A 17,562-nucleotide genomic window follows, 5' to 3' on the forward strand; every position below is an offset into this window, starting at 1 on the left:
CGCCCGGCACGGGTGTGACCCCGGCGACGTCCGGCGCATCCACCGGCGGCGCTCGCCGCAGCCGGGATACGCTGCCGGACGTCACATCAGCGCAGGGAGGACGTGCACCGTGGACGCCAGGCGCGCCGGTCGGGCCCTGCGCAACCGTGCCCGGCGGTTCGCCCACCCGGCGCCGCGCCTCGACCGGTTCGCCCCCCGGTCCCTCCTCACGTTGCCCGAGCACCACGTACCCGCGGCCGCCGTCCCCGCCGTCGACGTGCACAACCACCTGGGGCGGTGGCTCACCCGCGACGGAAGCTGGATGGCGCCGGACGTGGGCCGGCTGCTCGCCGACCTCGACGCGTGCAACATCGCGACGGTCGTCAACCTCGACGGCCGCTGGAGTGCCGAACTCGAGGCCAACCTCGACCGGTACGACCGCGCGCACCCGGAGCGCTTCGCGACCTTCTGCCACGTCGACTGGGAGCTGCTGAGGCGGCCGGACGCGGACGAGCGCCTGGCCGCGTCGCTGCGGGCCTCGGTCGACGCCGGAGCGCGCGGGCTCAAGGTGTGGAAGGACCTCGGGCTGGACGTCACCGACGCCGGGGGGCGGCGGGTGCTCCCCGACGACCCGCGGCTCGATGGGCTCTGGGAGACGGCCGGCGAGCTGGGCGTGCCCGTCCTCATCCACGTCGCCGACCCGCTCGCCTTCTTCCTCCCGATGGACCGGCACAACGAGCGCCTGGAGGAGCTGCGGCGCTTCCCCGGCTCCTCGCGGGCCGCGCTCGGCCCCGAGGGCCGCGCCCGCCTCCTCGAGTCGCTCGAGACGGTCGTGGGCCGCCATCCCCGGACGCAGTGGGTCGCGGCGCACGCCGCCGGCTGCACCGAGGACCTCGCGTGGGTCTCCGGCCTGCTCGCGGCCCACCCGAACCTCGTCGTCGACGTCGCCGCCCGGGTCGGCGAGCTCGGTCGCCAGCCCCGCGCGACGCGGCGCCTCGTGACCGACCACCCCGACCAGGTCCTCTTCGGCACCGACGTCTTCCCCTTCCGTGCCGAGGAGGTGCGGATCTACTTCCGCCTCGCCGAGACCGAGGACGAGTACTTCCCCTACTCGACGGGCGAGGTCCCGCACGCCGGACGGTGGACGATCAGTGGGCTCGGGCTCGAGCCGGAGCTGCTCGAGAAGCTGTACGCGGGCAACGCGCGACGGGTGCTGTCGGGTCAGCCGGCCGGCTCGCCGTCCCGCACCGAGCGGTAGACCTCCGCCAGCCGCCGCCCGGCTGCCGCCCAGGTGAGCTCGTCCCGCCGCGCGAGGACGGCCGCGCGGGTCCGGGCGAGCAGCAGGGGGTCCTCGACCAGCGCGGCCAGCTGGGCGGTGAGCGCCGCCCCGTCGCCGACCGGGTGGACGAAGCCGTCGACCCCGTCCAGGACCGGCGCACCCGTGGCGTCGGAGACGAGCGGGACGCAACCGCTGCCCATGGCCTCGTAGGTGACGAGCGCGCTGCCCTCGGTGTAGCTCGGCAGGAGGAGGACGTCGGAGCGGGCCAGCAGCGCGGGGGTGTCGTCGACGAACCCGACCACCTCGACGCTCGGGTGGGCGAGCCGGTCGGCGAGCTGGTCGGTGTACGGCGCCCAGAGGGCCCCGGCGACGACGAAGCGGCCGCCGCGGCCGGCCGCGCCCGACCCGAACCAGGCGTCCAGGGCCAGGTGCAGGCCCTTGTTCGGCTCGCCGCGGCCGAGGAACACCGCGGAGAGCGGGCGCTCGGCGGGGACCGGGCGGTCCTCCGGCCGGAAGCGGGCGGGGTCGAAGCCGTAGCGGGAGCCGAGGAGCCGGTCTGCAGGGTGCCCGGCCTGCACGAAGGTGTCCCGGGCGTAGGCCGAGGGGACGAGGAGGTGGTCGGCGGCCCGGTACTCCGCCTCCTCCCGGGCGATGAGGCCCTCGTCGTAGGCGTGCGAGTGGTCCGCCGGCAGATCCAGGCCCCACTCGGCCGCCGCCCGACGGGCGGCCCGGAGCGCGTGGCCGGTGTGCGGGCTCGGCGCCTCGCGCAGCGAGGGGACCCCGAGGCGGCGGGCGGCGGAGAGGGTGCGGAGGCACCCGCGGGGCCACGTGTGCACGACGTCGAACTCCCCGCGCCGCAGGACGGACGCCACGACGCGGTCGTGGTGGTCGTAGGCCCGCTGCGGGGTGAGGAACACCCGGTGGGGCACGCGGTGACCGAAGACGGTGAGCGTCGTGCGCAGGTCGGCCCCGTGCGTGTCCGCCACCGACGAGGTGCACACGACGGTGAGCTCGACGCCGACGTCGAGGACCCCCCTGACCTGCGCGGCCGCGGTCGTGCCGATCCCCGGGGCCCCGAGCGTGTGCGGGAAGCTGTAGAGGACCCGGGGCGGGTCGGCTCGCCTCATGCCCCCACTCTGGCACGTCGGCCCTCTGCCGGTGGCCGGGCCACGGGAGCCCGCCCGCGCGGCGTCTCGTCGGCGGGGGGGCGAGGTTGACCCGTGCGGAACCCTTTGCGAGAGTGGAGCCACCGGCACGACCGCCGTACTCGTGCAGGCTGTCAGGACGCGAGGTGCAGGCTCGCGTCATGTCCTGTCTCGGCAGGGCATCCCTCCCAGCCCTGTCCGGAGTTCCCGGCCCATGACGTCCCTGTCGCCCCTGACCCGCCTCGTGCCCTCGAGCACGGGCCGCCGCGCGCTCGCGGTCGGCCTGTGCGTGGCGTCCGTCCTCGCCCTCGTCCTCGCCCTCCGCCTGCCCGGCAGCACCGTGTCCGACGTCTCGCAGCGCTGCGCCGCGCGGCCCACCGCCACGAACACGGGCGCCACCGAGGCGACCCGTGCCCGGGACCTCACCGCGGTCACCACCCCGGGGGAGGAGCTGTTCGGCGTCGCCGTCCCCGGCTCGCTCGACGTCACGGCGGCCGGCGCCACACTCCGGCACGTCAAGGTGCCGGGCACGGTCGTCGTCACCGGCGACGACGTGACCCTCGACCACGTCACGGCGCAGGCCGTCGTCATCGCCGGCGCCCGGGGCGTCTCGGTCCGCGACTCCAACCTGTCCGGCGGCGAGACCGCGATCCAGCTGACATCGGACCAGGGTCCGGCCAGGCAGGTCCGCGACATCACGCTGTCCGGCAACTTCATCCACGACCCGGCGGCCACGGACCGCACCTCGTACAGCGGCACGCACGTGCGGGGCGCGCAGTCGGTGTCGATCACCTGCTCGAGGTACCAGCTCGGGGCGTACGGCAACGCCGCCCTGTACCTCGAAGACGCCAACGGTGGGACCTCCGACGTGCAGGTCTCCGACAACTGGCTCGACGGTGGCGGCTTCACCGTCATGACGGGCGCGAGCAACGTCCGGCTCGACCGCAACACCTTCGGCGCCACGCCGCGCTGGGGCCTGTGCCAGAACACGGACCCGGCACCGGTCCGGCAGTCCGACAACGTGCGGACCGACGGCTCGTCGGTCCAACCGTGCGTCGGCACGGGGACGGCGACCCCCACGCCGACCTCGACGCCCACGAGGACCGCGACGCCGACCCCCGCACCCACCCCGTCGACGAGGCCGACCAAGGCCTCCCCGCGTCCGTCGCGGACAAGCCCCACGACGCGCCCGACGACCAAGCCGCCGTCGTCGACCACGCCGGCGACGGGCTCGATCGGCTCCTGCCCGGTCCGGCCCTCCGCCTCCACCACCGGCGCACACGGCACTCGGTCGAGCTCGTCGCGGACCACCCTCGGAAACGGTGCGGTCCTGAAGAACGCCAACGTCTCAGACCTGACGATCACCGGTTCGAACGTCACCGTGCAGAACGTCGCCGTGAGCGGCGGCATCCTGGTCCAGGGGAGCAAGGTGACAATCGACCACGTCACCGCCCAGAACGTCAGCATCTCGAGCGCCTCGTCGGTCGTCGTCCAGTACTCCAACCTCGGCCGCGGCGGCGAGGACGCCATCCACGTGACCTCGGACCGCGGGAGCCAGGTGCGCGGGGTGACGCTGCGCTACAACTACCTCCACGACCCGCGGCCGTCCTCGGACGCCCACTACGACGGCACTCAGGTGCGCGGGGTCAACGGACTGACCATCTCGTGCTCGGTCTACGACGGCGGGCCCTACACCTCGCAGCTCAACGCGGCGATCTACCTCGAGGACGCCAACGGTGGCAACTCGAACGTCACGATCGACCGCAACTGGCTCTTCGGGTACGGGTTCCCGATCTTCATCGACCCGTCGACCAACACCTCGGTCACGCGCAACCGGATCGGCGGCGACATCCACTGGGACGCCTGCTACCCCAACCCGAAGTCGACCTTCAGGAGCAGCGGCAACGTCTGGGACGCCACCGGCAAGCCCCTGAACCTCTGCGGGATGGGCTGATCGGCCCGCGGCGGGGACCGGCCACGAGCCACCCCGACGAGGGTCGCCCGGGGTTCCCGAAGTCCGCCCGGGGCGCCCTCCGGGTGTCCTAGCATGGCCGGGTCAGGGGAAAGAACGTCGAGTCAGGTGACGGTGCAGGCATGGACGAGGACGTGCGCTCCGCCGGCGCCACCGCACCGGAGGGCCACCAGGTCGGGGTCACCATCGTCGCCCGCGCGGCCCGGTACACGGCCATGGCGCAGGTCGTCTCGCAGGGGGTCCGGTTCGGCGCCAACATCGTCCTCGCGCGCCTCCTGCTCCCCGCCGACTTCGGCGTCGTCGCGATCGCGCTCGTCGTCGTCGCGTTCCTCGACCAGCTGAGAGACCTCGGCACCGGCTCGGCCCTCATCCAGCGCCCGCAGGCCGACCAGGTGCTGCGCAACTCGGTCTTCGCGCTCAACCTCGGCATGGGGCTGCTCCTGGGGGCCGGGATGTTCTTCCTCGCCGAACCGTTGGCCTCGGGCCTGGGCAACCCGCAGTCGACGGGTGTGCTGCAGGCGTTCGCGGGCATCGCGGTGATCTCGTCGCTGGGCCAGATCCACCACTCGCTGCTGCGCCGCGACCTGCGCTTCGGCGAGCTGGCGGTCTCCACGACCGTCGCCGCGGTCGTCACCGCCGCCGTGTCGATCACCGGTGCGGCCCTCGGGATGTCGTACTGGGCGCTCGTCCTCGGCGTCGCCGTCGGCGAGAGCGTCGACACCGCGTTCGTCTGGTGGTTCGACCGCTGGCGCCCGACGCGCACGATCAGCGCCGCGAGCCTGGGGTCGATCTGGGGCTACAGCCGCAACCTGTTCCTCTCGAACATGCTCTTCTTCTTCTTCAACCAGGTCGACAAGCTGATCATCAGCCGGTTCCTCGGCGCCGCCCCGCTCGGCCTCTACACGATGGCCAAGAGCACCGCGCTGGCACCGGTCTCCTCGGTGAGCAGCGTCGTCGCCGAGGTCACCTTCCCGGCCTTCTCCCGGCGGCAGTCCGACAACGTCGCCCTGCGCAGCGGGTACCTGCGTTCCTCGCAGGTCGTGGCGCTCGTGACGTTCCCGGCGCTCTTCGGGCTGGCCGCGGTCGCCGAGCCCCTCATCCACGTCCTGCTCGGCGAGAAGTGGGTCGACGCCGTCCCCATCGTCGTGTGGCTCGCGCCGGCCGCCGCCGTGCAGTCGGTCGTCGGCTCGAGCGCCCAGCTGCTGCTGGCCAAGGGCCGGAGCGACTGGTCCTACCGGTGGGGCCTGGTCTACACGGTGGTCCTCACCGGGCTCACCCTGCTCGCGGTGCAGTGGGGGATCGTCGCCGTCGCCGCCGCGTACACGATCGGCAACCTCGTTCTCGCCCCGTTCGGGCTGATGCTGGCCTTCCACCACATCGAGATGCGGCTGCGCGACTTCCTGCGTGGCCTCCTGCCGCACGTCCTCCTGACGGCGGTCATGACCGCGGCGGTCGTCGGTGCGACCACGCTCGTCCGGGGGGCTGGTGCCTCCTGGCTCGTCGAGCTCGTCGTCGGGGTTGCGGTCGGCCTCGTCGTCTTCGGGGGCCTCGTCCTCCTGGTCAAGCCGCCCGGGCTCGCCGCGGCCACCAGCCTGGTCCGGCGGAAGGTGCACGGGTGAGTGGGGCCGCCGCACCGGTCGTCAGCGTGGTCATCCCGGTCCTCGACCCCGGCCCGCTGTTGCGCGCCCAGCTCGACTCCCTCGCGGCGCAGGACTTCGCGGAGCCGTTCGAGGTGATCGTCGTCGACGACGGGTGCACCGACGGCTCGCTGGACGCCGTGCCGGCCTACGCCGACCGCTTGCGGGTCCGGGTCCTGCCCTGGCAGGCGGAGCGGGTCGTGCACGGGCCGGCCGTGGGCCGCAACCGCGGGGTACAGGCCGCGAGCACCGACTGGGTCGCGTTCTGCGACGCCGACGACGTGGCCGACCCCGGGTGGCTGCGCGAGCTCTACGCGGCGCGGACCGAGGCCGACCTCGTCGCCGGGGCCTGCGACGTGACCTCGCTCAACGACCCGACGGTCGTCTCGGCCCGCGGTGGCCCGGAGTACGGGCGCTCGCTGCCCGAGGGGCCGTGCGGCTTCCTGCCCTACGCCCCCTCGTGCAACGTGCTCATGAGCCGCCGGGTGCTCGACGCGGTGGGCGGCTGGGACGAGTCGCTGCCCTACTGCGAGGACGTCGACATCTGCTGGCGGGCCCAGCTGCACGGCTTCGCGCTCGCCTTCGCGCCGGGGGCGGTCATGGGCTACCGGTACCGCGACAGCGTCCGGGCGCTCTTCCGGCAGATCCGTCGCTACAAGAGCGCCGAGGTGCTGCTCTACCGCCGGTTCCGGGGCGACGGCGCCACCCGGCCCACGCCGGGGGCGGCCCTCGAACGCTGCTGGTGGCTGCTCAGCCGCGGGCCCTACCCGTTGCTCGACCGGCGTCGCCGGATGATCTGGGTGGCCCAGGCGGGCGCCCTCGTCGGCCGGATCGAGGGGATGCTCCGGCACAAGGTCTGGTACCCGTGAGAGAGGACCTCCCGTGACCCGTGTCGCCGTCGGCCTGCCCGTGTACAACGGGGAGCCCTACCTCGAGGAGGCGCTCACCTCCATCCTCGCCCAGACTCACGCCGACCTCGAGGTCGTCATCAGCGACAACGCCTCGACCGACCGGACGCAGGAGATCTGCGAGCGCTTCGCCGCGCAGGACCCCAGGGTCCGGTACGTCCGGCAGCCGGTGAACCAAGGGGCCGCGTTCAACCACAACTACGTCGCCACCGCGGCGACGGCCCCCTACTTCCGTTGGTACGCGTACGACGACCGCCTCGACCCGCGGTGTGTCGAGGCGTGCGCCGCGGTCCTCGACGCCGAGCCCGACGTCGTCCTGGCCTGGCCGCTCACGACCGTCATCGACGCCGACGGCGCCGAGGTATCGGAGTACCGCGACGACCTCCCGTTCGACAACCGCTCGCCGGTGACCCGGCTGCGGAGCCTCCTCGACGGCCCGACGGAGGACACGCTGCTGCACATGTGCTACCCGGTGTACGGGGTGGTGCGGCGCGAGGTCTTCCTCGCCACGCACCTGCTCGGGTCCAACCCCGCCGCCGACACCACCCTCCTCGTCGAGCTCGCGCTGCGGGGCCGTTGGCGCCAGGTGCCCGAGCGGCTCTTCTACAACCGGCGGCACGCGGCGTCCTCGGCGGTCGACAAGTCCCCCGAGCAGATCGCCTCCTGGTTCGACCCGTCGGCCCGGGCCACGTTCCCGATGCCGCAGTCGCGGCTGCTCGTCGGCTACCTGCGGGCGGTCCTCACGACGCCCCTGTCCCCGGGCGACCGGCTGCGCTGCCTGGGGGTCGTCGCGGGATGGCTGACCAGCCACCGCCGGGCCCGGATCATCGCGGGTGAGCTGCGCATCCGGGGCCGGCAGGCCAGGCAGCGTCTGCTCAGCGCCCGAGGGCGACGATCCGCGCTCCCGGGCTGAGCCGGGCCACCTCGGCCGTGATCTCGTCGAAGTAGACGGGGTTCATCACGACGACGAGGTCGGCCGGGTGGGCGCGCAGGTCCTCGGGCCCGCGGATCTCGTGACCGGTGCCCGCGACGAACCGGCCGTGCACGTGGGGGTTGACGTCGACGACGTTGCGCACGGCCGACCGCAGCCCGCCGAGGGCCGCGAGGAAGGCCGTGCCCTTGGACCCGCCCCCCCACACGACGACCTCCGCGCCGTCGTCGGCGGCCGCGCCGAGGAGGTCGCGCCACCGCTCGACCCGGGTCCCCACCCGCCGGGCGAAGCCGTCGGCCTCGGCGGCCAGGCGGCCCAGGACGTCCGGGTCGAGGGTGGCCGCCCGAGGCACGCCGGTGGCCGTCGCCTCGACGAGGAGGTACTGGGCGTCGTACACCGAGGACACCGAGCGCACCTCGAAGCCGCAGCTCTCGAACAGCTCGCGCACGGTCTCGGCGGTCGGGTAGGCGCAGTGCTCGTGGTAGACGTCCCAGAACGCGCCCTCGGCGAGGATGCGGCGGGCGTCGGGGACCTCGACGAGCACGGGCGCGTCGGGACGTCCGTCGAGGGCCTCTCGCAGCGCGCCGAGCAGGGCGCGCGGCGCGTCGACGTGCTCGAGGACGTGGCGCATGACGACGGCGTCGCACGCCGGCAGGTCCTCGGGGTGCTCGACCCGCCGCACGACGGGCTCGACCCCCGGTGCCTCCCCGAGCCGCGCGCGGTCGATCGTGGGGTCGACGGCGAGGACCCGGGCGGCACCCGCCTCCACGAGCAGCCGGCTGAAGTCTCCGCGCCCGGCCCCGACCTCGGCGACGGTCCGGCCGGAGAGGTCCCAGTCCTCGACCCACCTCCGGGCCAGCCCGCGCGCGTACTCGACGAAGGTGCGCGAGAACGCCTGGGAGTCCTCGTAGCGGCTGCTGTAGGCGGTGAGCGCCTCGTCGAACATGCGGTTGGCGAGGTACCCGCAGCGTGGGCAGCGGACGAGCTCCATGGCCCCCTCGTGGACGGCGAGGGCCTCCTCCCGGGTGTCCATGAGGAGGCACGAGTGTGCCGGGATCGAGGCGATCCGGTAGAGCGACGGCCGGGACCCGGTGCCACCGCACAGCGGGCAGGCGTCGTCGACGGCGGTCGTCATCCGGTCAACCCTCCGTGACGTCGAGGCGGGCCTTGGCGACGACGAGGCCCTCGGCGTAGGGGGCCCGGCACTCCATGCCCCGCAGCCGGAGCAGGCCGAGGAACATCTGCTCGTCCCACCAGTCGCGGTGGCGCTGGGAGGGGTAGTTCTCGTCGAGCAGGGCGAACTTGCGCCGCGCCGTGGCCTCGTCGAGGGGCACGTAGTGGGTGACCGGCCCGAGGTCGCCGTCCCACTTGGGGATCTCGTAGTGCAGGACGAGCGAGTCGCGCCAGGTCGTCGTCGTCAGCTCGGCGAGCAGCCGGTGGTCCTGGTGCCGGTCGTCCGGACGGGGGGCGAGGACGAGGTCGGGGGTCGGCAGGTCACGGGCGGCGTCCTCGAGGTGCTGCTTGACCGCACCCCAGTGCGCCGGGAAGCGGCCGTCGGGGACGTCGAGGAACCGTGGCGGCTCGGTGTTGCCGAACGCGGCGGCGGCGGCCCGGCTCTCCGCCCGCCGTTCCGGTGTGCCCGAGAGCACGACCGACCGCACGGTCGCCCGCCCCGACGACGCCAGCTGCAGCAACGTTCCGCCGCAGCCGATCTCGATGTCGTCGCAGTGCGCTCCGAGGCACAGGACCTCGAGCCGTCCCGCCGGCAGCCGGAGGTCGATCACTGGGCCACGTAGGCGGTCGCCGTCGTGGACGTGGGCTCGACGCGTTCCTGCCAGAGCGCCCAGGGTGCCTCCCCGGTGCGGTTGAGGTCCTCGAGCTCCGCCCGCTCCTTGAGGGTGTCCATCGGCTTCCAGAAGCCGTCGTAGGGGATGGCCAGCAGGCGACCCAGCTTCGCGGCCCGCTCGAACGCGTCGCCGACGAGGTCCTCCCCCTCCCCGAGGTGGTCGAAGATCCCCTGGCGCAGCACGAAGAAGCCTCCGTTGATCCGCAGCGGCAGCTCGGTGGCGGCCTGGAACCCGGTGACCCGGTCGTCGTCCCCGACGTGCACGACATGGAAGGAGCCGGGGGGCTTGATGGCGAGCAGGCTGCCGAGGGCGTCGGTGCCGCGCACGTGCTCGATGATGTCGTTCATCGGGGCGTCGGTGAGCACGTCGCCGTAGTGGGCGAGGAACATCTCGTCGTCGCCGAGGTACCGGCGCACACGGCGTAGGCGCTCGCCGATCTGGGTGTTCAGCCCGGTGTCGGCGAAGGTGATCCGCCAGTCGCTGATGTCGTGGGTCACGAGCTCGACCGAGCGGCCGCCGTCGGTGAGGACGAAGTCGTTCGAGGCCGTCTCGCGGTACTCGAGGAAGTAGTCCTTGACCACCTGGGCGCCGTACCCGAGGGCGAGGACGAAGTCCTTGTGCCCGAAGTGCGCGTAGTACCGCATGATGTGCCAGAGGACCGGCCGGGACCCGATCGGCATCATCGGCTTGGGGCGCGGGTCCTCGCCGACCCGCATCCGCAGGCCATAGCCACCGCAGAAGAGCACGACCTTCATCAGAAGACCTCGAGCGTCGGGAGCGGGACCACGAGCCGTGCTCCCCACTCGCGGGTGTAGGCCAGCTGATCGGTGATCTCGGCCCGCAGGTTCCAGGGGAGGATGAGGATGTAGTCCGGCCGGCGCTCGGCGAGCACCTCCGGCGGGTGGATCGGGATGTGCGTCCCGGGCAGGAACCGGCCGTGCTTGAAGGTGTTGCGGTCGACCGTGAACGCGAGCAGGTCGGCGCGCACCCCGGCGTGGTTGAGCAACGTGTTGCCCTTGCCCGGCGCGCCGTAGCCGGCGACGAGCGCGCCCTCGCGGGAGCGGTCGACGAGGAACTCGACGAGGTCGTTGCGGACGGCGCTGACGACGGGGGCGAACCCGGCGTGGCCCTCGACGGTGTCGAGCCCCGCCGCCCGCTCGTCGGCGAGCACCTTGGCGACCCGCTCGCTCGGCGGCCCGGCCGACTCGGTGGGCATCGACCAGGTGCGCAGCGAACCGCCGTGGCTGGCGAGCTCCTCGACGTCGACGACGGTGAGACCCGCGGTCGCGAGCACCCGCTGCGTGGTGAGCAGCGACAGGTACGAGTAGTGCTCGTGGTAGATCGTGTCGTAGAGCCGGTCCTCGATGAGACGCAACAAGTGCGGGATCTCGATGGTCAGCGTGCCGTCCTCGGCGAGCAGGGCCCGCAGGCCCTTGGCGAAGTCGACGATGTCCGGGACGTGGGCGAAGACGTTGTTCGCGGCGACGAGGTCGGCCTTGCCGTGCTCGCCGGAGATCCGGGTGCCCGTCTCCTCGCCGACGAACTCGACGACCGTCTCGATGCCCTTCTCGCGGGCCGCCTCCGCCACGTTCGCGGCCGGCTCGATGCCGAGGCAGCGGATGCCGCGGTCACGCACGTGCTGCAGCAGGTAGCCGTCGTTGCTCGCGACCTCGACGACGAACGAGGACTCGTCGAGTCCGAGCCGCGCGACGGCGGTGTCGACGTAGCGGCCGGCGTGCCGCACCCATGAGTCGCTGAAGGACGAGAAGTACGCGTAGTGGCTGAAGATCGCGTCCGGCGGGATGTAGTTCGGCAGCTGGACGAGGAGGCACTCGGTGCACAGGCGCACGTTGAGTGGGTAGAACGTCTCGCCCTGGTCCAGCTCGTCGGCCGTGAGGAAGCTCTCGCACGGCGGTGACATCCCGAGGTCGACGAAGGTGTGGGTGAGGTCGGCGCCGCACAGGCGGCAGGGCGGCAGGTTCATCAGACCCCCTGAGGCTGGCGGGTGAGGCGCAGGTCGGCGGTCATCTCGCCGCGCTCCATGAGCTGCTTGATCCGCTGGAGACGCACGAACCGGGGCCCGGTGAAGTCCTCGGTGCTCAGACCGATGCGTCGCATGTCGGCAGCCAGCTCGTCGATGCCACGCTGCACCGTCCACCCCGGCCGGAACGCGGGCAGTAGCTCGGTGATCTTGCCGAAGCCCACCCGGTAGTCGCGCTTGTCGGGTCCGGCCCCCGGGGCGAAGGTGACCGGCGCCCCCATCGTCTCCGCGACCGAGAGCGCGATGTCACGCACCTGGACGACGTCCTCGTCGCGTCCCACGTTGAAGGCCTGGTCGTGGACGACCTCGCGCGGCGCGTCGAGGACGGCCATGAACGCGGCGGTGATGTCGCGGATGTGCACGAGCGGACGCCATGGCGTGCCGTCGCTCTGCATCTCGACCTTGCCCTGGGTGAACGCCGTACCGGTGAGGTTGTTGACCACGATGTCGGCCCGCAGCCGGGGCGAGGACCCGTAGGCCGTCGCGTTGCGCAGGTAGCTCGGGCTGAAGGTGTCGTCGGCGAGCTCGGAGATACCGCGCTCGGCCATCACCTTGCTCTCCCCGTAGGGGGTCACCGGGTTGAACGGTGCGGTCTCGTCGACGTCGTCCCGGCCGGCCGCTCCGTAGAGCGAGCACGAGGAGGCGAAGAGGAAGCGTCCGACCCCGGCGGCCTTGGCGACCCGGGCCATGTGGATGGCCCCCTCGGCGTTCACCGAGTACGTCGCGTCGGGGTTGAGGTGCCCGATCGGGTCATTCGAGATCGCCGCCAAATGGATCACCGCGTCGAAGCCGGCGATGTCCTCGGGCCGGGCGTCGCGGACGTCGCCGGTCCGCTGGTCGTACCCCGTGGGCGGGGTGCCGAAGTCACACCCGTCGTACCACCCGGCATCGAGGCCGACGACCTCGTGTCCGGCGTCGAGGAGCACGGGCACCATGACGGCGCCGATGTAGCCGCGGTCCCCGGTGACGAGCAGTCGCATCAGGAGGTTCCACCCTGTTCGTTGTCGACGCGCCGCAGCCAGACCTCGCGGAAGAAGGCGTAGTCCTGGCGGGGGCACAGCTTGTGGTAATCGCCGACGCAGATCGCGCCGTCGAGGATGATGCTCGGGGTCTTCGGGACGATCATCTCGCCCGTCGCCTCGTCGATCAGCCGCTCGACGCGGCGCAGGACGCGCATCCGGCGGCCGCAGTAGCGGACCATCTCACGGTCGAACCAGAGGTTGCGGTTGCGCTGGTTGCCGTTGAGCGTGGCTCGGATCTCCGGGAGGCTCTTGACCTCGACCAGCTCGCCCGGCTGCAGGTCGAGGTTCTCGACCGGCGTCCTCGTCAGGGGCCCGCGGACGTCGGGGAGCTCGTGGCCCTCCTTGTAGCGCAGGCGCTCGGGGAGCCGGTTGCGGGAGAAACGCTGGTAGCGGTCGATGAAGGCGACCTGCATGGCCCGCAGGAAGAGCCGGGGCGGGACGTTGTGGGTGGTGACGTCGCGGACGTAGTGGCGCAGGCCGGCCATCGGCCGGGTGGCCTCGGGCAGGGCGGTGGCCTGGCACCGGTAGACCCCGGGCGCCGTGGTCGTCGTCGGCTCGAGCCGGGCCCGGAGCGCTTCGACGTCGGCGGGCTCGACGGGGTCGGCGGGCCGCGCCGGGTCATCGGCCGGCTCGAGCCAGTCCTCCTTGAAGAAGAAGAGGCAGCCGGCCTGGCAGCCACCGTGCGCGGAGCCGTCGCAACGGACGCCGACGAGGTGCACCGTGCGGTCCATCTCGCGGCTGCACCCGGTGATGTTCACTGTGTCGCACGTCTTGTCGGCGCGGGCGTGCACCTCGAGGGTCTGGCCACACAGCGGGACCATCTCGGGCATGAACGGGAGGTTCTCGAGGTCACCCCGGTCGTCCAGCGTCTCGAGGACGGCCGCCGGGCTCTTGACCCTGACGCGGTCACCGCGGGTGAATACCGGTGCGTCAGAACGCGCGGCTGATGGTGCTCCTTGCATGTCGTTCCCTCTGCTTCCCGACATCGCAACACTGCTCCTGCCGCACCAACGTACCTCGGACCCCCGGCGCCCCGTGCGGTTTTCCGGCGGTCCGCAGTGGCCCGGCCCGGCGAGCCGCCGTCCGAATGTCCGCAACTCGATCCGGGCGTTCAGGGTCAGCGGTTACGCTCGTGAGAACCGATGTGTCCTGACCGGTGACGGAAGTAGGGGATTGTGGACGCGCTCGACGTCGTCGGAGTGAGCCTTCGACGCTGGTATGTCATGCTGCCCGTGCTCCTCATCGCAGCCGCCATCGGCTACGGCCTGGCCGAGCGGCAGAAGCCGGAGTACACCGCCTTCGCCGCCTACGGGATCGTCTACACGCACGGCGGCCAGGTGAACCCCGGTGCCCGCGACCCGCGCAGCGACAACCCGCTCTTCGGGGGCGACGCGACTCTCCTTTCCGAGGCGCTGCAGTCCGACCTGCTCGCCAATGCCTCGCAGCAGACGCTTGGGCTTCCGGGGACGAGCGGGGTGGCGCCGGGCCAGACCGATGACGGCACGCGGTACACCGTGTTCCAGCCGCAGAACACCCAGAGCTACCTCATCCAGACATGGGGCGGGTCGGCCGCCGACGTGCGCACTGTCGTCGACAGAGTGCTTGCGCAGACAAACCCGCGGATCGAGGCGATCCAGGACCGTGCCGGTGCGCCGCCCGTCTCGCAGTACTCGACCTTCACCACGGCGGCGACGCAGGTCAACGAGCTCCCGCCGCAGTCGAAGCTCAAGCTGATCGTCGCCCTCGGGGGCATCGGTCTGCTGACCGGCGCGGCGCTCTCCATCATCGTCGACCGCGTGATGACCCGCCGGGCCCGGAGGGCGGCCGGTGGCGACGAGCGCGGCGACGGTCCGTCCGACGACGGCCCGGCCGGCGAGTCCCGCCACGCCGAGGGGATCGGTCACGGCGACGGCGAGCACGCAGCACCGGTCGCCACGTCTGCGGTGCCCGCCCGCGACGGTGGCACCCACGTGTCCGGAGCCGACCGGGCCACGGGCGAATCGGAGGACGCGGTGGCCTCGGGGTCGCCCCGGAGGCGAAAGAGGACGTACAGCGGTGACCGGGCCCGCCAGTTCTCCGGCTGAGCGGCTGACCGGCCGGCGCTGGTTCCGGCCCGCCCAGCTGCGCAGGGCGCTGCGCAGTCGTCCGGCGACCGTCGTCTACGCGGTCGTCGTCCTCGGCTACCTCGTCTCGATCCTCGTCCTCCCGTTCAGCTTCGTCGTGTCCGCAGGACTCCTGGGCGTCGCCTTCGTCGGTGGCCTCGTGTCCGTGTCGCGACGCGACGCGCTGACCGTCCTCACCCTCGTCGTCATCCTCGTCTACCTCCTCCCGGAGAACTACGTCCTCGTCGGACCCTTGCGCTCGACCGGCAACCCGGCCCTCCTGGCCGGTCTTCTCGCCCTGGCGCTGTGGGCCGCCGGCCGGGTGCTGGGGCTCGTGCAGTGCCGGGCGGGACACCCGGTGCGGTGGGTGGTCCTCGGCTACGCCCTCGTCTCCCTCACCGCCTTCGCGGCCGGGACGACGCGCATCCTCAACGACATGGAGGCCTCCGGGGCGATCCGGGCGGTCTTCCCCGTGCTGGCCGTCATCGGCATCGCCATGTTCGCCGTGGACGGCCTCGAGAGCCGCCACCGTGTCGAGCTGCTGCTCCGCCGGCTGGTGTCCGTCGCGCTCGTCGCGTCCCTCGTCGGCATCCTCGAGTTCTCGTCGACGACCTTCAGCTACCGCGACCTCATGCACCTGCCCGGGCTGACGACCACGACGCAGATCATCAACGACACCCGCTCCGGCTTCTCACGCATTGACGGCGCCGCCGCCCACCCGATCGAGTACGCCGTCGCGCTGGCCTGCCTCGCCCCCCTGGCCCTGCACTTCGCGCTCTACGACGACCGCCGCGGCCGGCGACTCCTGGCCGCCGCGTCCCTCACCGCCATCCTCCTCGTCAACCCGATGACCGTCTCGCGCTCCGGGCTGCTCACCCTCGCGGTCGGGCTGGGCGTGTATGCCGCCCACCTGTCGGGACGGCAGCGCGTCAACCTCATGGTCCTCGGGGCGATCGGCCTGGTCCTCTTCCGGTCGGCGGTGCCCGGCCTGCTCGGGACCCTGCGCAGCCTCGTGTTCATCGGCAACACCGACCCCAGCATCCAGGGGCGCACCGAGGACTACGCCAAGGTGCCCGGGCTTCTTCAGGACCACCTCGTGTTCGGGCGCGGCCTCGGCACGTTCGACCCGCTCGCGTACTTCTACCTCGACAACCAGTACCTCGGAAGCCTGCTCGAGGGGGGCCTCGTGGGCCTTGCCGGCCTTGTCGCCGTCTTCGTCGTGGGTGTGGGCATCGCCCGCGGGGTGCGCCATCGCTCGACCGACCCCTCGCTGCGCAGCCTCGGGCAGGCGCTCGCCGGGAGCATCGCGGGCCTCGCAGCGGCTGCCGGCACATTCGACGAGCTGAGCTTCAAGCAGACCGGTTTCACCCTCTTCCTTCTCCTCGGTGCCGCGGGTGCCCTGTGGTCGCAGTCCGCCGACCGGCCCAAGCTCACCCGGCGCGGGCACAGTCGGACCTTGGAGCCCGAGCGGTCGGTCCCGGCGACGGCGCCGGCCGGTGAGGCTGTCCCCGCCGGCGCCCGGCGATGACGACCGCACCCCGGACCGGACCGGTCCCGGTGGTCTTCGCGCTCGCGTACCAGACCTGGGCGGACGCCGAGGAGCGCCAGCTGTCCTGGTCGGCCGACGTCATGGTCGACCAGCTGGCGCGCGACCCCGGCGTCGACCCCCTCGTCGTCGTCAACGGTCTGCGGTCGCACGCGGGGCTGCTGCGGGGTGGGGCCACGACCTGGACCTCGCGGCCGGGGTACACCGGCACGCAGGAGCTGCTCCAGCCGCGCCGTGTCCGACGGGCCGACCCAGCTCGGTTCCGTTCCACGGCAGCCGAGTACGCGCGCCTGGACCGGCGACTCCTGAGCGAGGCGGGACGGCGCACCGCCGACCGGCCGGTCCTCGTGACCTGTCACCCGGTGCACGCCGCGGTCGCCGACCGCGAGGGCTGGGCGGACGTCGTCTACTACGGGTGGGACGACTGGGCCGAGTACCCGCCGTTCGCTCCGCGGCGCGAGATGCTGCTCGAGGCCTACCGGCGGATGGCCGAGCGCGACGTGGTGGTCATCGGCGTGACCCGCCGGATCGTCGACCGGATCGGCGCGCCGCGGTCGGCCGTCGTGCCGAACGGCATCCACGCGTCGCACTTCGAGGACCTGCCGGAGGCGCCGGGATGGTTCACCGCGATCGAGGGCCCCGTCGCGCTCTACGCGGGCTCCCTCGAGGTGCGGGTGGACCGTGAGGCCCTGCGCGAGCTGGCCGCCGACCTGCCGGACTGGACCGTCGTGCTCGTCGGCCACGAGGCCGACCCGCGGCTGTTCGACGAGCTGCGCGCCGCCCCGAACGTCGTGGTCCGGCCCCCGGAGCCCCGGCCCCGGGTGCTGCGGATGATGGCGAGCGCCGACGTCGGGCTCATCCCGCACCGCGTCACGCCGATGACCGAGGCGATGAGCCCCCTCAAGCTCTACGAGTACCTCGCGTCGGGCGCACCGGTGGTGGCCACCGACTTGGAGCCCATGCGGGGAATCAGCCGGCGCTGCCTCCTCGTCCCCGCGGGTGCGGCCCTGGGGCCTCGCGTGCTCGACGCAGCGGCCCTCGGTCGGGCGGACGGCGAGGAGGTCGCCGCCTTCCGCGCCGCCCACGACTGGACGGCTCGCTACGCCGCGTGGCGGGCACGCGCCCTGGGACTGCCCCCCGGCTGAGGTCGCGG

The 17,562-nt window shown here is 72.7% G+C and carries 15 protein-coding genes; 8 read left to right on the forward strand and 7 right to left on the reverse strand.

Annotation, left to right across the window (positions count from 1 at the left end):
* The first annotated feature begins 109 nt into the window (after positions 1–109).
* Entirely contained in the window at positions 110–1,237 is a 1,128-nt protein-coding gene (locus tag PKA89_RS00245; RefSeq protein ID WP_324415393.1) for an amidohydrolase family protein, read from the forward strand.
* Here the strand turns inward: PKA89_RS00245 and PKA89_RS00250 are convergent.
* Positions 1,201–2,385, reverse strand: coding sequence for a glycosyltransferase family 4 protein (locus tag PKA89_RS00250; RefSeq protein WP_324415396.1), 1,185 nt, complete (start codon positions 2,383–2,385; stop codon positions 1,201–1,203). The two genes, PKA89_RS00245 and PKA89_RS00250, sit on opposite strands and share 37 nt — an antisense overlap.
* A gap of 232 nt (positions 2,386–2,617) precedes the next feature.
* Between PKA89_RS00250 and PKA89_RS00255 the strand changes: the two genes are divergently transcribed.
* The 4 genes from PKA89_RS00255 to PKA89_RS00270 all read left to right on the forward strand — a co-directional run bounded on the left by PKA89_RS00255 (position 2,618) and on the right by PKA89_RS00270 (position 7,833).
* Complete coding sequence (locus PKA89_RS00255) at positions 2,618–4,357, forward strand: right-handed parallel beta-helix repeat-containing protein (protein ID WP_324415398.1); 1,740 nt, start codon at positions 2,618–2,620, stop codon at positions 4,355–4,357.
* A gap of 140 nt (positions 4,358–4,497) precedes the next feature.
* Positions 4,498–5,994: a lipopolysaccharide biosynthesis protein gene (locus PKA89_RS00260; protein ID WP_324415400.1), complete on the forward strand. Its 1,497-nt coding sequence runs from the start codon at positions 4,498–4,500 to the stop codon at positions 5,992–5,994.
* Positions 5,991–6,881, forward strand: coding sequence for a glycosyltransferase (locus PKA89_RS00265; protein WP_324415402.1), 891 nt, complete (start codon positions 5,991–5,993; stop codon positions 6,879–6,881). The genes PKA89_RS00260 and PKA89_RS00265 overlap by 4 nt, the downstream gene beginning before the upstream one ends.
* Before the next feature lie 13 nt (positions 6,882–6,894).
* Complete coding sequence (locus PKA89_RS00270; RefSeq protein ID WP_324415404.1) at positions 6,895–7,833, forward strand: glycosyltransferase family 2 protein; 939 nt, start codon at positions 6,895–6,897, stop codon at positions 7,831–7,833.
* Here the strand turns inward: PKA89_RS00270 and PKA89_RS00275 are convergent.
* From PKA89_RS00275 to PKA89_RS00300, 6 genes are read right to left on the reverse strand one after another with little or no spacing between them, the layout of a single operon-like run.
* Positions 7,796–8,986, reverse strand: coding sequence for a class I SAM-dependent methyltransferase (locus PKA89_RS00275; RefSeq protein ID WP_324415406.1), 1,191 nt, complete (start codon positions 8,984–8,986; stop codon positions 7,796–7,798). The two genes, PKA89_RS00270 and PKA89_RS00275, sit on opposite strands and share 38 nt — an antisense overlap.
* Positions 8,987–8,990: 4 nt before the next feature.
* Entirely contained in the window at positions 8,991–9,635 is a 645-nt protein-coding gene (locus tag PKA89_RS00280) for a PIG-L family deacetylase (RefSeq protein ID WP_324415408.1), read from the reverse strand.
* Complete coding sequence (locus PKA89_RS00285; protein WP_324415410.1) at positions 9,632–10,453, reverse strand: glucose-1-phosphate cytidylyltransferase; 822 nt, start codon at positions 10,451–10,453, stop codon at positions 9,632–9,634. Before PKA89_RS00285 ends, PKA89_RS00280 begins: the two co-directional genes overlap by 4 nt.
* Positions 10,453–11,682: a class I SAM-dependent methyltransferase gene (locus PKA89_RS00290; RefSeq protein WP_324415412.1), complete on the reverse strand. Its 1,230-nt coding sequence runs from the start codon at positions 11,680–11,682 to the stop codon at positions 10,453–10,455. The genes PKA89_RS00285 and PKA89_RS00290 overlap by 1 nt, the downstream gene beginning before the upstream one ends.
* Positions 11,682–12,719, reverse strand: a complete 1,038-nt coding sequence (locus tag PKA89_RS00295; protein WP_324415414.1) for an SDR family oxidoreductase — start codon at positions 12,717–12,719, stop codon at positions 11,682–11,684. The genes PKA89_RS00290 and PKA89_RS00295 overlap by 1 nt, the downstream gene beginning before the upstream one ends.
* Positions 12,719–13,591, reverse strand: a complete 873-nt coding sequence (locus PKA89_RS00300; protein WP_324415416.1) for a hypothetical protein — start codon at positions 13,589–13,591, stop codon at positions 12,719–12,721. The genes PKA89_RS00295 and PKA89_RS00300 overlap by 1 nt, the downstream gene beginning before the upstream one ends.
* A gap of 393 nt (positions 13,592–13,984) precedes the next feature.
* On the opposite strand from PKA89_RS00300, the gene PKA89_RS00305 reads away from it, so the two are divergent.
* Genes PKA89_RS00305 through PKA89_RS00315 form a run of 3 tightly spaced genes read left to right on the forward strand, consistent with a single transcriptional unit; the run spans position 13,985 to position 17,554 of the window.
* Positions 13,985–14,845: a hypothetical protein gene (locus PKA89_RS00305; protein ID WP_324415418.1), complete on the forward strand. Its 861-nt coding sequence runs from the start codon at positions 13,985–13,987 to the stop codon at positions 14,843–14,845.
* The gene (locus tag PKA89_RS00310; protein ID WP_324415421.1) at positions 14,817–16,391 is read left to right on the forward strand and encodes an O-antigen ligase family protein; all 1,575 of its coding nucleotides are present in this window, start codon (positions 14,817–14,819) and stop codon (positions 16,389–16,391) included. The genes PKA89_RS00305 and PKA89_RS00310 overlap by 29 nt, the downstream gene beginning before the upstream one ends.
* Positions 16,388–17,554 (forward strand): glycosyltransferase, encoded by a 1,167-nt coding sequence (locus PKA89_RS00315; RefSeq protein ID WP_324415423.1) that lies wholly within the window; start codon positions 16,388–16,390, stop codon positions 17,552–17,554. The genes PKA89_RS00310 and PKA89_RS00315 overlap by 4 nt, the downstream gene beginning before the upstream one ends.
* Positions 17,555–17,562 lie beyond the last annotated feature (8 nt).

The organism is Phycicoccus sp. (genome assembly GCF_035325325.1).
GTDB lineage: Bacteria > Actinomycetota > Actinomycetes > Actinomycetales > Dermatophilaceae > Phycicoccus.

What these genes read in the sequence shown, in the direction of transcription:
- PKA89_RS00250 (WP_324415396.1), bottom strand. Translation starts at nt 2,385, where the DNA reads ATGAGGCGAGCCGACCCGCCCCGGGTCCTCTACAGCTTCCCGCACACG.
- PKA89_RS00255 (WP_324415398.1), top strand. Translation starts at nt 2,618, where the DNA reads ATGACGTCCCTGTCGCCCCTGACCCGCCTCGTGCCCTCGAGCACGGGC.
- PKA89_RS00260 (WP_324415400.1), top strand. Translation starts at nt 4,498, where the DNA reads ATGGACGAGGACGTGCGCTCCGCCGGCGCCACCGCACCGGAGGGCCAC.
- PKA89_RS00275 (WP_324415406.1), bottom strand. Translation starts at nt 8,986, where the DNA reads ATGACGACCGCCGTCGACGACGCCTGCCCGCTGTGCGGTGGCACCGGG.
- PKA89_RS00285 (WP_324415410.1), bottom strand. Translation starts at nt 10,453, where the DNA reads ATGAAGGTCGTGCTCTTCTGCGGTGGCTATGGCCTGCGGATGCGGGTC.
- PKA89_RS00290 (WP_324415412.1), bottom strand. Translation starts at nt 11,682, where the DNA reads ATGAACCTGCCGCCCTGCCGCCTGTGCGGCGCCGACCTCACCCACACC.
- PKA89_RS00295 (WP_324415414.1), bottom strand. Translation starts at nt 12,719, where the DNA reads ATGCGACTGCTCGTCACCGGGGACCGCGGCTACATCGGCGCCGTCATG.
- PKA89_RS00300 (WP_324415416.1), bottom strand. Translation starts at nt 13,591, where the DNA reads ATGCCCGAGATGGTCCCGCTGTGTGGCCAGACCCTCGAGGTGCACGCC.
- PKA89_RS00305 (WP_324415418.1), top strand. Translation starts at nt 13,985, where the DNA reads ATGCTGCCCGTGCTCCTCATCGCAGCCGCCATCGGCTACGGCCTGGCC.
- PKA89_RS00315 (WP_324415423.1), top strand. Translation starts at nt 16,388, where the DNA reads ATGACGACCGCACCCCGGACCGGACCGGTCCCGGTGGTCTTCGCGCTC.